Consider the following 12,874-nt stretch of genomic DNA (forward strand, 5'->3'; position numbering starts at 1 on the left):
GCCGAGCAGGGCAGGGCGGGCAAGGCCGGGAAGCCGGGCAAGGGCGGTAAGCCTGGCAAGGGCGACGACGGTCTGGACGAGTTCGCCGACATTGAGGAGATCCTGCGCCGGCGCGGCCTCTGACCGCGCCGCTCCCGGTACCCGGGGCCCCGACCGCTCAGGCCGAGGGCACCGCTTCCGCGGAGCGCTGGCGGGCCCGGTACGCGGCGACGTGCAGCCGGTTCCCGCAGGTGCGGCTGTCGCAGTAGCGGCGCGAGCGGTTGCGCGAGAGGTCCACGAAGACCCTCGCGCAGTCCGGCGCCTCGCAGCGGCGCAGCCGCTCGCGCTCGCCGGCGGTGAGGATGAAGGCCAGCGCCATGCCCAGTTCGGCGGCCAGGTGGTCGCCGAGCGCGGCGTGCGGCGCGAAGTAGTGGATGTGCCACCCGTGGTGGTCGTGGTTGGTCAGCCGGGGTGTCGTCCCGGCGGCCGCGACCAGGGCGTTCACCTGCTCGGCGGCCTCTTCGGTGGACTCGGTGCCGAAGACCTCGCGCAGCCGGGAGCGCAGCTCGTGCACCTGGCGCAGGTCGTCCTCGGTGAGGGAGTCGACCTCGCTGATCTCCTGCCGGACCACGAAGGCGTCGAGCGCCGCGGTGTCGGGCAGCAGTTCGGTGCCGCACACCTCGGGTGCGGTGTTGAGCAGCTCGACGAGGATGCTCAGGGCGCACTCGGTGTCATGGGTGATCAGCACGTGGAGGCTCCTCGTGCGGAGGGGGCCGTGGGCACCCCGCGACTACGGGTCATTCCCAGACCTTACCGGGGCGGCGAGGGGTCCGGCGGTGGCTTGCTTCGAAGACGCGTACGGATTCCGTAGGTCTGTACGGAGTTTCCTCCGGGGGCCGGGTCGAGTGGTGCCCGCCGGGGCGGACTCCCGGGCAGTCGGCGCCGCGTCCCGGGGCACGGCCGTCCGTGCGGGCGGGGAAAGGAACCGGGGGAACGAGCGGCGGGAAAACGGTCGCGCCCGACAGCGAGGCCGGCCACCCGTGCGGATGGCCGGCTCCGGTGCCGGGCGCGTGCGGTGCTGGCGGGCCCACCCCGGTCGGGGTGAACCGTTTCATCACCGGCCCCGAGACCGCGTCGTGCGCGGCTGAGTGTGCTGCCGTGCCCCCGAGTAGGACGGCTGCGGTGACGGCAGGGGTGACGACCCCGCCGACAGCGGGGCGTGACCGCCTCCGGTCGGTCAGCTTTCGGCGAGGATGTGGGACAGCTCCCGGTCGAGGTCGAAGTGACGGTGTTCGGTGCCGGGTGGCACGGCGGCGTCCGTCCGCTTGAGGAACGACTCAAGCGCTCGGGCCGGGGCTTCCAGCAGGGCTTCTCCTTCCGGAGAGCTCAGGGCGATGCAGACCACCCCTTGCCCGTGACTGCGCGACGGCCAGACCCTGACGTCGCCGGTACCGGTGGGTCGGTGCAGCCCCTCCGCAAGGAGATCTCGGGCGAACACCCACTCCACGGTCTCGTCGGCGCCGGTGTGGAACGTGGCGTGCACGGCATAGGGGTCGGCGGTGTCGTAGCGCAGGCCCGCGGGGACGGGCAGTGAGGACTCGCTGGACACGATGAGGCGCAGGTGCAGCTCGCAGCTGACCGTGGTGTTCATAAGCGCCATGGCCTTTCGCTCAGTGTGCGCTCGGGGAATCGCACGTCGGCGAACGGACCATCCCACCTCCAAGACCGATGTAAACCCCTCTGTCCCGATTCGGGCGCGAGTCGTACCCCTTACGGCGCATTGCGGAATCGCCACAGACCGGCCTCCGGGCGATTACCGGAGCCCTTCTCGGTTAGTTTCCTGGCATGACTGTGCGAAGCGACAAGGCACGCGGTGACGCGGGCGGGAACACCGGAACGGGGGATGCGATCGTGCCGGACGACACGGGGGTGCCGACGGGGGCGGACGACGAGGGCGGGGGCTCCGGCTCGGAGGGGGCGGCGGAGGCCGGTGCGGACGGCGGCAGGCCGCTCGGCTCGCGGGCCCCGCGCTTCATCCGCCGCTCCCGCCCGCTGCACCTGAGCTGGCAGGTCGCCGTCTTCCTGGTCGGCCTCGCCGTCGTGGCGCTCGGCGTGGTCATGCTGCCGCTGCCGGGACCGGGCTGGGTGGTGATCTTCCTCGGCATGGGTATCTGGGCGACCGAGTTCGTCTGGGCCCAGCTGGCGCTGCGCTGGACCCGCCGCAAGGTGGCCGAGGCGGCCCAGAAGGCCCTGGACCCGAAGGTCCGGCGGCGCAATCTGACGCTCACCGCGATCGGCCTGGTGCTGATCGCCGCGCTCGGCGGCTGGTACCTGTGGAAGTACGGGCTGGTCATGCCCTGGAAGATCCACGAGGACTGAGCCGTCCGCCCGCCCGCCCGCCGGGCGGGGCCGTCCGGGTGAGGGCGTCGCCGGGGAGAGCGGTTCGGACCACCCTCGGGGATGCGGTAATGTTTTCCCTGCACCCGGGCGATTAGCTCAGCGGGAGAGCACTTCGTTCACACCGAAGGGGTCACTGGTTCGATCCCAGTATCGCCCACCGGAATGCATTGTGATATGTGAGGCCCAGCCGATTATCGGCTGGGCCTTACATGTATTTCCCGCAATCCGGTGAACGGTGTCGGGGAATGTCCTGAGGCACAGTCATCTTCCGCACGGTGCGGGAGTTCTGTGGGTGCGTCGGGCGGCACTCCCCGAACGAGTTGTACGGCACCCCCCGAATGGTGCTACAGTTCTTCTCGTTGCCCGGGCGATTAGCTCAGCGGGAGAGCACTTCGTTCACACCGAAGGGGTCACTGGTTCGATCCCAGTATCGCCCACCGGACAGCACGCAGGCCCTGACCGGGATACCGGTCAGGGCCTGCGGCGTTTCGTGCGCGTCGGGCCGCCGCGGACCGGGCAGGCCCCTACGCGGCCACCTGGCAGTCGTGCTCCGGCGACAGCCGCCGCCCGCAACCGCACCGGGCCGGGCGCATCGGCCAGGACAGGTCCACCCGCTCGTCCGCCCCCGACCGGTCGAACCAGGCCTGCAGCCCCCGGGCCTGCGCCGCGTGCCAGACCGCCTGCCGCAGATGCAGCTCGCCCACCGTCAGCCCGCCCAGCGCCCCCGGGTACCGGGCGCCGACCGCCCGCACCAGCTCCAGCGCCGCCGTCGCGTCCGCCGCCGCCTCGTGCGCCCCGGTCAGCTCGACCCCGTAGTGCGCGCAGAGGTCCGTCAGCGTCCGCCGGCCCCGGCGGTAGCGGTCCACATGCTTGTCCAGCACCCGCGGGTCCAGCACCAGCAGCGCCGCCGGACCGGTCGCCTCGGCCAGCGACGTCCCCCGGTGCCGGCGCAGCTCGCGGTCCAGCAGTGTCAGGTCGTACGGCGCGTTCATCACCACCACCGGCCGCCCGGCCCGGGCCTGTTCGGCCAGCGCGGCGGCCACCTCGGCCACCACCACCGCCGCCGGGCGCCCGAACGCCCGCACCTTCGCGTCGTCTATCCCGTGCACCGCGCGGGCCCCGTCGGGTATCGGCACGCCGGGATCGGCGAGCCAACTGGTCGCCACCGGGGCCGCGCCCGGGGCGGACTGGACGACCAGGGCGGCCGAGACGATGCGATCGGACTCGACGTCCACGCCGGTGGTCTCGGTGTCGAAGGAGGCGAGCGGGCCGGTGAACCAGTGCTGCTGCATGACTGCCCCTCGAAAACAGCGTGTTCCCGCCCCGGTGATACCCGCCCCTGACACCCCCTCAACCGTTTGGCGGCACACCGGCCGGGCACCCTGCCCACGGGTGCCGCGTTCGAATCCGGACCGGCCGGGGGGACGGGGGAGGGACGGACGGTCATGGCGCTGACGCAGCCGCAGCCCGACGAGGCGGCGGCCGTCCTGCGGGGCGATCTGGCGGTGACGGCCTGCATGGAGACCCTGCAGGTCGGCTATCTGCACGCGGTCGTCGCCGCGGCCGGCTGCTCGCTCTCGCAGCCGTTCCCGGACAACGGCATCGACTGGCAGGTCAGCCACGGCTCGCGCAGCCACGAGGTCGACGACGAGGTCACCGTCAAGATCCAGCTGAAGGCCACCCAGCAGATCGCGCCCGACCCGCGCGGCGCCTTCTTCTCCTTCACCCTGGACAACGACCACCTGCGCAAGCTCGCCCGGCCCCGGGTCGCGGTGCCCCGGATCCTCGTCGTCATGCTGCTGCCCCGCCGCGTGGACCGCTGGCTCGCCGCCCGGCCCGACGCGCTGGAGCTGCGGCACTGCTGCTACTGGGTCAACCTGGCCGGCCACCCCGTCACCGGGCAGCGCCGGACCAACGTCCGCGTCCCCACCGCGAAGGTCTTCGACGACCGCGCCCTGTGCGACATCATGGCCAGGGTCGGAGCGGGCGGCAGCCCGTGACGGCCCGGCCCCCGGCCGGGAGGAGCCGCTCCATGACACTGCCCCACGGGCCGTTGCGCCCCGCGCCCGGCGAACCGCCGCAGACCGGGCCGCTGCCCGATCCGGCCGCCGTCGACCCCGCGGTGCTCGCCACTCTGCTCGCCCGGCACGGCTGGGTCCGGCGCGGCGGACCCTCCGCCCGCTACGGGCGCTGGACGCCCCCCGAGGGCACCGACCCCGGCGTCAGCCTGCTCGTCCCCGCCGGAGACGGCTTCGACGACGCGGTCGACCTGCTCACCGACGCCGTCACCGCGCTCTCCCGCTCCGCCAGCCCCTCCGCCCGGGCCATCCTGCTCGCCCTCGCCGTCCCCGGCGACGAGCTGCACTGGCACCGCGACCCGGCCGGACCGCCCGGCGCCGCCACCCCCGGCACCGCGCCCTGGGAGGAGACCGAACGGCTCCGGCGGGCCGCCCGCGCCATGCTCGCCGCCGGCGCCAAGGCCGGCCGCACCCGCGCCGCCTACTTCGGTGCCCGCCTGGACACCTGGGCCGGCGACTTCCTGGAGCGGGTCCTGGTGGTCGCCGACGGCCCCGGGCTCACCGCCCACAGCCCCGCCCCCGAGGGCCGGGCGGCGATCACCACCCTGGTCCGCGCCCTGGAGGCGCTGCGCGACGCCGTCGACTACCGCCGGGTCAGCGGCGGCGCCGAGGCCTTCGAGAACGCCGTCCAGTCCGGGGTCAGCCGCGAGCTGGTCGACGCGGTCCAGGACCTCGTGCGCGGCGCGACCGCGAGCCGCTTCACCGTCGCCTGGTCGGCCGCCGCCGGCACCCCGGGCGGCTTCGGCGACCGCCGGACGGCCGTCGAGTTCTCGCCCGGCGACCTGCCCGCCCTGGCCGAGGCCGCCGAACTGCTCGAACGTCTCGAACCCGCCGTCGCCGTCACCCTGGTCGGCCTCGTGGTCCGGCTCAAGCGGGCCGACCCCGCCGGGCCCGGAAGCGTCCGGCTGCGGGTGCTCGGCGGCGCCGAGGTCGACGAGGTCAAGGTGCGGCTGCCCGACGCCGCCTATCGGCTCGCCGCCGAGGCCCACCTGGCCGGCACCCCCGTGCGGATCGGCGGCCGGCTGGAACGGCGCGGCGGCTTCCGCCGCCTCACCCGGCCCTCCGGCCCGGAGCCCTGCGGACTGGAGGACGCCGAGCGCGAGCGGCTGCTCAAGACCCTGGGGGAGGGGAGGGAGGCATAGGAGGGGTACGGAGGTGACGGTGGGGCCACCGGTCTCGGTACCATCGTCAGACGCAGCGCTGTGCTGCGTCCTCTGAATCCAGCACGTCAGGAGAGACCGGTGACGGACGTCCGGGTAATCATCAACCGCGAACCCGATCGGGAAGAGCGCGTGGTGACCACGGGCACCACGGCCGCCGAGCTCTTCGCGGACGACCGCTCGATCATCGCGGCCAAGGTCGCCGGCCAGCTCAAGGACCTCGCCTACGCCGTCCAGGACGGCGACGAGGTCGAGCCGGTCGTGATCGGCAGCCCCGACGGCCTCGACATCCTGCGCCACTCCACCGCGCACGTGATGGCCCAGGCCGTGCAGCAGCTCTTCCCGGAGGCCAAGCTCGGCATCGGCCCGCCGGTCAAGGACGGCTTCTACTACGACTTCGACGTCGAGAAGCCGTTCCACCCCGATGACCTCAAGGCCATCGAGAAGAAGATGCAGGAGATCATCAAGAAGGGCCAGCGCTTCTCGCGCCGCGTCGTCACCGACGAGGCGGCCCGCGAGGAGCTGTCCGGCGAGCCGTACAAGCTGGAGCTGATCGGCCTCAAGGGCTCCGCCGCCACCGCCGGCGAGGGCGCCGACGTCGAGGTCGGCGCCGGCGAGCTCACCATCTACGACAACCTGGACGCCAAGAGCGGCGAGCTGTGCTGGGGCGACCTCTGCCGCGGCCCGCACCTGCCCAGCACCCGGATGATCCCGGCGTTCAAGATCATGCGCTCGGCCGCCGCCTACTGGCGCGGCAGCGAGAAGAATCCGATGCTCCAGCGCCTCTACGGGACCGCCTGGCCGAGCAAGGACGAGCTCAAGGCGCACCTGGAGTTCCTGGAGGAGGCCGCCAAGCGCGACCACCGCAAGCTCGGCAACGAGCTCGACCTCTTCTCCATCCCCGAGGAGATCGGCTCCGGCCTCGCCGTCTTCCACCCCAAGGGCGGCATCATCCGCCGCGCCATGGAGGACTACTCGCGCCGCCGGCACGAGGAGGAGGGCTACGAGTTCGTCTACACCCCGCACGCCACCAAGGGGAAGCTGTTCGAGAAGAGCGGCCACCTGGACTGGTACGCGGACGGTATGTACCCGCCCATGCAGCTCGACGAGGGCGTGGACTACTACCTCAAGCCGATGAACTGCCCGATGCACAACCTGATCTTCGACGCGCGCGGCCGCTCGTACCGTGAACTGCCGCTGCGCCTGTTCGAGTTCGGCACCGTGTACCGGTACGAGAAGTCCGGCGTGGTGCACGGCCTGACCCGCGCCCGCGGCTTCACCCAGGACGACGCGCACATCTACTGCACCCGCGAGCAGATGGCGGACGAGCTCGACTCGACCCTCACCTTCGTGCTCAACCTGCTGCGCGACTACGGCCTGACCGACTTCTACCTGGAGCTGTCCACCAAGGACCCGGAGAAGTTCGTCGGCAGCGACGACGCCTGGGAGGAGGCCACCGCCGTCCTCGCCGCGGTGGCCGAGAAGCAGGGCCTGCCGCTGGTCCCGGACCCGGGCGGCGCGGCCTTCTACGGCCCGAAGATCTCGGTGCAGGCCAAGGACGCCATCGGCCGTACCTGGCAGATGTCGACCATCCAGCTGGACTTCAACCTGCCCGAGCGTTTCGACCTCGAGTACACCTCGGCGGACGGCTCGCGCCAGCGGCCGGTCATGATCCACCGGGCGCTGTTCGGCTCGATCGAGCGGTTCTTCGCGGTGCTGCTTGAGCACTACGCCGGCGCCATGCCGCCGTGGCTGGCCCCGGTCACCGTCACCGGTATCCCGATCACCGACGAGCACGTGCCGTACCTGCTGGAGGTCGCGGCCGAGCTGAAGAAGCGCGGGATCCGGGTCGAGGTGGACACCTCGGACGACCGGATGCAGAAGAAGATCAGGAACGCCCAGAAGACCAAGGTCCCGTTCATGCTGATCGCCGGCAACGACGACGTCGAGGCGGGTGCGGTCTCCTTCCGCTACCGCAACGGGGAGCAGAAGAACGGCGTCCCGCTGGCCGAGGCCGTGCAGGAGATCGTGGACGCGGTGGAGCGCCGGATCCAGGTCTGACCCGACTGTGTGCGCGGGGCGGGCTCCTTCGGGAGTCCGCCCCGCGCGCTTTGCAAGCGGGGGCGGGCGAATATGCTGATCAGCATGACGACTGAGCCGGAACTGCAGCGGGGCGTCGGGGAGCCGGACGGCTTCCGCCGCCTGTGGACCCCCCATCGGATGGCCTACATCCAGGGCGAGAACAAGCCCACCGGCCCGGCTCCGGACGACGGCTGTCCGTTCTGCTCGATCCCGTCGCTGACCGACGAGGACGGGCTGGTCGTCGCGCGCGGGAACGCGGTGTACGCGGTGCTCAACCTGTACCCGTACAACGGCGGGCACCTGATGGTGGTCCCGTACCGGCACGCGGCGGACTACACCGAGCTGGACGAGGTGGAGACGGCCGAGCTGGCGGTGTTCACCAAGAAGGCGATGACGGCGCTGCGCGCGGCCTCGGGCGCGCACGGCTTCAACATCGGGATGAACCAGGGCGCCGCGGCGGGGGCCGGTATCGCCGCGCATCTGCACCAGCACGTGGTGCCGCGTTGGGGCGGGGACACCAACTTCATGCCGGTGGTCGGTCACACCAAGGTGCTGCCGCAACTGCTGGCGGACACCCGGAAGATGCTGGCCGAGGCCTGGCCGGTGGACTAGGGCTTGCGCCCGATACGAGGAGAGCCCCCGTCGACCCGGAAACGGTCGGCGGGGGCTCTCTTTGTGTCGCGGGGCGGCCCGGTCAGGCGTCGTAGCGGTCGACCTTGAACGGCCGGCTGCCCTGGGCCTCGGCCTTGAGGCCGGCGGCGCGGCCCTTGAAGGCGCGTTCGGTGTCGAGGTCGTGCTCGGCGAGGAACTCCATCGTCGCGGTGTGGACGGCGCCGATCACCGGGTGCGAGACGTTGAGCGCGTTGTCGGCCATGGTGCGGGTGTCCCAGGGCTGGCCGGCCCAGATGTGCCGCAGGCCGAAGGGCTCGGGCAGGCCGAGGCCGCCGCCGAGCCAGGACAGCAGGCTCGGCATCCGGTAGAAGGGGGCGCGGACGGCCTGCCGGACGACCTCGTCGTTGTCGATCAGCGGGAGCTTGACCGTGCGCTCCTCCCAGAACCGCACGGTCTTGGCGACCGACTTCTCCTTGTCTTTGGGCTTGTCGAAGAAGTAGCCGTTGATCGGGCCGAGCGCGAAGGCCGCGACGGTGACGTTGAGGGTGTTGGCGAGCAGGGCGACGGTGACGGTGAAGGTCAGTACGAGCTTGCCGTCGTGGGTGATGAACTGGGTGGCGAGGTAGTGCCGGGGGCCGCCGCCGAAGGTCTGCTTGTCGGCTATGGCCTGGACGGCGAAGTCGCGCATGTGGTCGCCGTCCATGTCGGCGCTGCCGGGGCGGCTGATCTCGTCGGCGTTCTCGCCGACCTCGAAGACGACCCACTGCTTGATCCGGACGTCGGGGATGCCGCTGTTGGCGACCTCGCTGATGCCGAGGGCCTTGAGGTGGCCGGAGATCTTGCGGACGAGGTCCCAGGGGTGGAACTGGCGGAAGTCGATCTGGCCCTCGGCGGGGCGCAGGGTGTCGATGAGCTTCCACTCGCCCCAGCGGCGGCCGGCGCCGAGGATGCCCTTGGGTCCGGCGTAGTGCTGGACGTTGGTCTCCTGCTCGGACTCCAGTCGGCCGAGCTTGGCGCGCAGGTCGGCGGCCTTCTTGTCGAGGTCGTCGCGGGGGACGGCCATCGGGACGGTCGCGGCGACGGCGTTGCCCTCGACGAGTTGCAGCCAGCGGCCGCGCAGGTCGAGGGCGGTGCGGACGACGATGCGCTTGGCGAGGTACCAGCCGACGACCGGGGCCAGCATGACGATGCGCAGGTAGAGGCCGAGGATGCCGCCGGCCGGGGGCTTGATCGCGAGCAGGACGGCGACGGCGGCGGCGAGGAAGAGGACGACGCCCCCGTACACGCCGGCGTTCTTGGGGTTGTCGCGCTTGAGCCAGGCGCGGAGCTGGAAGGCGCCGAGCCAGATCAGGGTGCCGGGCAGGAAGAGCAGGCCGGTGACGACGGAGACGGTGGACAGCTGCCGGTCGCGGCCGCGGCGGATCTCCTCGGCGGCGAGGCAGTGCTCGACGACCTGGCGGGTGTCGACGCCGAAGGCGGGCACCAGGGGCTTGCGGTCGCCGTTGAGCGCGCGGGAGATGAGCGCCTTGCTGAAGGCCTCGCCGAAGTTGGGCGCGAAGAGGGCGAAGCGGCCCTTCTTGGCGGTGGCCCCGTCGAGCTTGGCGGCGTCGCCCGTGAGTTCGGCGTCGCGGTACGCGGCCGAGGAGAGCGCCTGGGTGCCGGCGGTCTGCGGGCCGGCATCGGTCCGGGGTATCTGCGCACCCGGGGTCATGTCGAGTGTGGTCACGGTGGCGTCCCCTCCTCCCCTTGTCCTGCGGCAGGGTACCGCGCCGGGGTACCGGTGCGCGGATGATCGTCTGAACTGGCGTCACGAACGGGCCACGTCGGGCCCGTGGGGCATGATGCCCACGTTTCGCCTGTTCGACGCGCCCCGGGAGCCTGCGGCCGGGTGGGATGGGGCACGATGGGCGGTATGGAGAGCGATGCGCTGACGGATCCGGTTCTGGTCTTCGACGGGGACTGCGCGTTCTGCACGACGTGTGCGACCTGGGCGGAGCGCTATCTGCGGCAGACGCTGGCGTCGGGCGGCTGGGAGGCGGTGCCGTTCCAGTTCGCGGACCTGGCAGGGCTGGACACCCTGGCTGGGGGGCGTGGCGAGGTGTCCTGGGAGCGCGCGGAGCGCGAGGTGCTCTGGGTGACCCCGGCCGGCCGGGTGTACGGCGGGGCGCAGGCGGTGGCGCGGCTGCTGATGCGTTCGGGCGGGGCGTGGGCGTACCTGGGCGGGGTGCTGGCGCTGGCGCCGGTGCGGCCGGTGGCGGGGCTGGTGTACCGCTGGGTGGCGCGTTACCGGCACCGGATGCCGGGTGGGACGGCGGCCTGCGCGCTGCCGCAGCGCTGACGGCCGGGGGCTGACGGCAGGGCACCGGCTGCCGGCGGTTCAGTCGTCCTGGTCGGCGAAGCGGGCGGCGAGGGCGGCGGGCATGGGTTCGTGGCGCAGGTGGGAGCGGGCGAACTCGGCGGTGCCGTGGGTGAGCGAGCGCAGGTCGACGGGGTAGCGGGCGAGTTCGAGTTCGGGGACCTCGGCGCGCAGCAGGGTGAGGCCGGGGCCGGCGGTCTCGGTGCCGAGGACGCGGCCGCGGCGGGCGGAGAGATCGCCGAGGACGGCGCCGAGGTAGTCGTCGGGCAGCAGGACACGGACGGCGGCGACGGGTTCGAGGAGCCGGATGACGGCGTGTTCGGCGGCGTCGCGCAGGGCGAGGGCGGCGGCGTTCTGGAAGGCGGAGTCGGAGGAGTCGACGGAGTGCGCCTTGCCGTCGGTGAGGGTGACCCGGATGTCGACGAGCGGGTGGCCGGTGGCGACGCCCTTGGCGAGCTGGGCGCGGACGCCCTTCTCGACGGAGGGGATGAAGTGCTTGGGGACGGCGCCGCCGACGACGTGTTCCTGGAACTCGAAGCCGGAGCCGGCGGGGAGGGGTTCGACCTCCAGCTCGCAGATGGCGTACTGGCCGTGGCCGCCGGACTGTTTGACGAGGCGTCCGTGGCCGGCCGCGGCGGTGCCGAAGGTCTCGCGCAGGGCGACCTTGTGGGCGACGGTGTCGACGTGGACGCCGTAGCGGTTGCGGAGGCGGTCGAGGAGGGTCTCGGCGTGGGCCTCGCCGGTGCACCAGAGGACGAGCTGGTGGGTGTCGGGGTTCTGTTCGAGGCGCACGGCCGGGTCCTCGGCGGCGAGCCGGGCGAGGGCCTGGGAGAGCTTGTCGTCGTCGGCCTTGCTGTGGGCCTCGACGGCGATCGGCAGCAGCGGGTCGGGGAGCGGCCAGGTGTCGAGTTCGACGGGGTGGCCGGGTTCCTGGACGGTGTCGCCGGAGCGGGCGGTGGTGAGTTTGGCGACGCAGACGAGGTCGCCGGCGACGGCGTGCGGGACGGGGCGCTGGAGTTTGCCGAAGGGACTGGTGAGTGCGGTGACGCGCTCGTCGCCGTCCTGGTCGGCGGGGTGGTGGGGGCCGGTGAGGCGGATCCGGGTGTCCGGGCGCAGGGTGCCGGCCCAGACGCGCAGCAGGCTGATGCGGCCGACGTAGGCGTCCCCGGTGACGCGGACGACCTGGGCGGCGAGGGGGGCGTCGGGGTCGCAGGCGGGGCCGGGGCGGGTGCGTGCGGTGGGGTCGGGGAAGGTGCTGGTGATGAGGTCGAGGAGTTCGGTGGCGCCGAGGCCGTGCTCGCTGGTGGGGACGGCGGGGTGGAGGGCGCAGGTGAGGACTTCGCGGCGCAGGCCGGCTTCGAGGGCGTCGGTGTCGAGGGTTTCGCCGGCCAGGTAGTGCTCCATGAGGGTGTCGTCCTGGCCGGAGATGGCTTCGACGAGGCTCTCGCGGGCGGGCCCGGTGTCGGGGAGGGGGTCGGTGCGGCCGTAGGTGTGGCCGGTGAGGAGGTCGACGCTGCCGTCGGGGTGGCCGTCGTGGTGGACCGGGAGGAAGAGCGGCCGGAGGGTGTCGGGGCCCAGGTCGAAGGCGTCGTGGCAGGCGGTGAGGATCTCGTCGAGGCTGCCGCGGGCGATGTCGAGTTTGGCGACGGCGATGGCGCGGGGGATGTTCTCGGCGGCGCACTGGCGCCACAGGGCGCGGGTGGGGGCGGTCACCGGGTCGGTGGCGGAGACCACGAAGACGGCGGCGTCGGCGGTGTGCAGGGCGGCGCTCAGGTCGGCGGCGAAGTCGGGGTGGCCGGGCGGGTCGATCAGGTTGATCTTGACGCCGCGCCATTCGAGGGGGAGCACGGAGAGCTGGACTGAGCGCTGCTGCTGGTGCTCGACGGGTTCGTGGTCGGAGACGGTGGTGCCGTCGGTGACCTTGCCGGGGCGGCCGACGGCGCCGGCGGCGAGGGCGAGGGATTCGGCGAGGGTGGTCTTGCCGACGCCGGCGCAGCCGATGAGGGCGACGTTGCGCAGGTCGCGCGGTCCGGTGATGGCGGGGGCCTGGCCGGCCCGGGCGGTGCTGCGGTCGGGCATCGGGGTCTCCTCCCGTCGCGCCGGGGGCTGTCGGTGAAAGTCTAGGGCGAGTCTTGTGGATCAGCTCGGAGAAGGCCGCGGCGGTGGGGTGCGTGCATCGCAAGGCGGAGGAGGGAGCCACTGCGGAG

At 72.5% G+C, this 12,874-nt stretch carries 11 protein-coding genes and 2 tRNA genes; 8 read left to right on the forward strand and 5 right to left on the reverse strand.

The window, feature by feature from the left end; genetic code table 11:
* Window positions 1-157: 157 nt before the first annotated feature.
* Window positions 158-727, reverse strand: coding sequence for a CGNR zinc finger domain-containing protein (locus tag VR45_RS04040; protein ID WP_030396012.1), 570 nt, complete (start codon window positions 725-727; stop codon window positions 158-160).
* Between the two features lie 489 nt (window positions 728-1,216).
* Complete coding sequence (locus tag VR45_RS04045; protein ID WP_030056266.1) at window positions 1,217-1,630, reverse strand: SsgA family sporulation/cell division regulator; 414 nt, start codon at window positions 1,628-1,630, stop codon at window positions 1,217-1,219.
* Between the two features lie 278 nt (window positions 1,631-1,908).
* Between VR45_RS04045 and VR45_RS04050 the strand changes: the two genes are divergently transcribed.
* The 3 genes from VR45_RS04050 to VR45_RS04060 all read left to right on the forward strand — a co-directional run bounded on the left by VR45_RS04050 (window position 1,909) and on the right by VR45_RS04060 (window position 2,816).
* The gene (locus VR45_RS04050; protein WP_045938294.1) at window positions 1,909-2,358 is read left to right on the forward strand and encodes a TIGR02611 family protein; all 450 of its coding nucleotides are present in this window, start codon (window positions 1,909-1,911) and stop codon (window positions 2,356-2,358) included.
* A 106-nt stretch (window positions 2,359-2,464) separates the two neighbouring features.
* Window positions 2,465-2,536, forward strand: a tRNA-Val gene (locus VR45_RS04055).
* A 208-nt stretch (window positions 2,537-2,744) separates the two neighbouring features.
* Window positions 2,745-2,816: transfer RNA gene (locus tag VR45_RS04060), tRNA-Val, on the forward strand.
* An 87-nt stretch (window positions 2,817-2,903) separates the two neighbouring features.
* Here VR45_RS04060 and VR45_RS04065 read toward each other — a convergent pair.
* Window positions 2,904-3,671, reverse strand: a complete 768-nt coding sequence (locus VR45_RS04065; protein ID WP_045938288.1) for an exonuclease domain-containing protein — start codon at window positions 3,669-3,671, stop codon at window positions 2,904-2,906.
* A gap of 153 nt (window positions 3,672-3,824) precedes the next feature.
* Here VR45_RS04065 and VR45_RS04070 point away from each other — a divergent pair, with 153 nt between their 5' ends.
* The 4 genes from VR45_RS04070 (at window position 3,825) to VR45_RS04085 (ending at window position 8,311) form a co-directional block, all read left to right on the forward strand.
* Window positions 3,825-4,379, forward strand: a complete 555-nt coding sequence (locus tag VR45_RS04070; protein ID WP_043471851.1) for a DUF4365 domain-containing protein — start codon at window positions 3,825-3,827, stop codon at window positions 4,377-4,379.
* A gap of 32 nt (window positions 4,380-4,411) precedes the next feature.
* Window positions 4,412-5,599, forward strand: a complete 1,188-nt coding sequence (locus VR45_RS49925; RefSeq protein ID WP_045938289.1) for a hypothetical protein — start codon at window positions 4,412-4,414, stop codon at window positions 5,597-5,599.
* Window positions 5,600-5,698: 99 nt separating this feature from the next.
* A complete protein-coding gene (gene thrS / locus VR45_RS04080; RefSeq protein ID WP_045938290.1) occupies window positions 5,699-7,678 on the forward strand; it encodes a threonine--tRNA ligase in 1,980 nt (659 codons plus the stop codon).
* A gap of 72 nt (window positions 7,679-7,750) precedes the next feature.
* Window positions 7,751-8,311, forward strand: coding sequence for an HIT domain-containing protein (locus tag VR45_RS04085; protein WP_045938291.1), 561 nt, complete (start codon window positions 7,751-7,753; stop codon window positions 8,309-8,311).
* Between the two features lie 82 nt (window positions 8,312-8,393).
* On the opposite strand, the gene VR45_RS04090 is transcribed toward VR45_RS04085, so the two are convergent.
* Complete coding sequence (locus VR45_RS04090; RefSeq protein ID WP_052708825.1) at window positions 8,394-10,037, reverse strand: hypothetical protein; 1,644 nt, start codon at window positions 10,035-10,037, stop codon at window positions 8,394-8,396.
* Between the two features lie 186 nt (window positions 10,038-10,223).
* Between VR45_RS04090 and VR45_RS04095 the strand changes: the two genes are divergently transcribed.
* A complete protein-coding gene (locus VR45_RS04095; protein ID WP_045938292.1) occupies window positions 10,224-10,649 on the forward strand; it encodes a DUF393 domain-containing protein in 426 nt (141 codons plus the stop codon).
* 39 nt (window positions 10,650-10,688) lie between these two features.
* Here VR45_RS04095 and VR45_RS04100 read toward each other — a convergent pair whose 3' ends face one another.
* A complete protein-coding gene (locus tag VR45_RS04100; protein WP_045938293.1) occupies window positions 10,689-12,746 on the reverse strand; it encodes an elongation factor G-like protein EF-G2 in 2,058 nt (685 codons plus the stop codon).
* Window positions 12,747-12,874 lie beyond the last annotated feature (128 nt).

The sequence above is a fragment of the Streptomyces sp. NRRL S-495 genome, from assembly GCF_000966955.1.
Lineage (GTDB): Bacteria > Actinomycetota > Actinomycetes > Streptomycetales > Streptomycetaceae > Kitasatospora > Kitasatospora purpeofusca.

Excerpts from the sequence above, each read along its gene's own strand:
- VR45_RS04045 (WP_030056266.1), bottom strand. The coding sequence starts at position 1,630 with ATGAACACCACGGTCAGCTGCGAGCTGCACCTGCGCCTCATCGTGTCC.
- VR45_RS04065 (WP_045938288.1), bottom strand. The coding sequence starts at position 3,671 with ATGCAGCAGCACTGGTTCACCGGCCCGCTCGCCTCCTTCGACACCGAG.
- VR45_RS04070 (WP_043471851.1), top strand. The coding sequence starts at position 3,825 with ATGGCGCTGACGCAGCCGCAGCCCGACGAGGCGGCGGCCGTCCTGCGG.
- VR45_RS49925 (WP_045938289.1), top strand. The coding sequence starts at position 4,412 with ATGACACTGCCCCACGGGCCGTTGCGCCCCGCGCCCGGCGAACCGCCG.
- VR45_RS04085 (WP_045938291.1), top strand. The coding sequence starts at position 7,751 with ATGCTGATCAGCATGACGACTGAGCCGGAACTGCAGCGGGGCGTCGGG.
- VR45_RS04095 (WP_045938292.1), top strand. The coding sequence starts at position 10,224 with ATGGAGAGCGATGCGCTGACGGATCCGGTTCTGGTCTTCGACGGGGAC.
- VR45_RS04100 (WP_045938293.1), bottom strand. The coding sequence starts at position 12,746 with ATGCCCGACCGCAGCACCGCCCGGGCCGGCCAGGCCCCCGCCATCACC.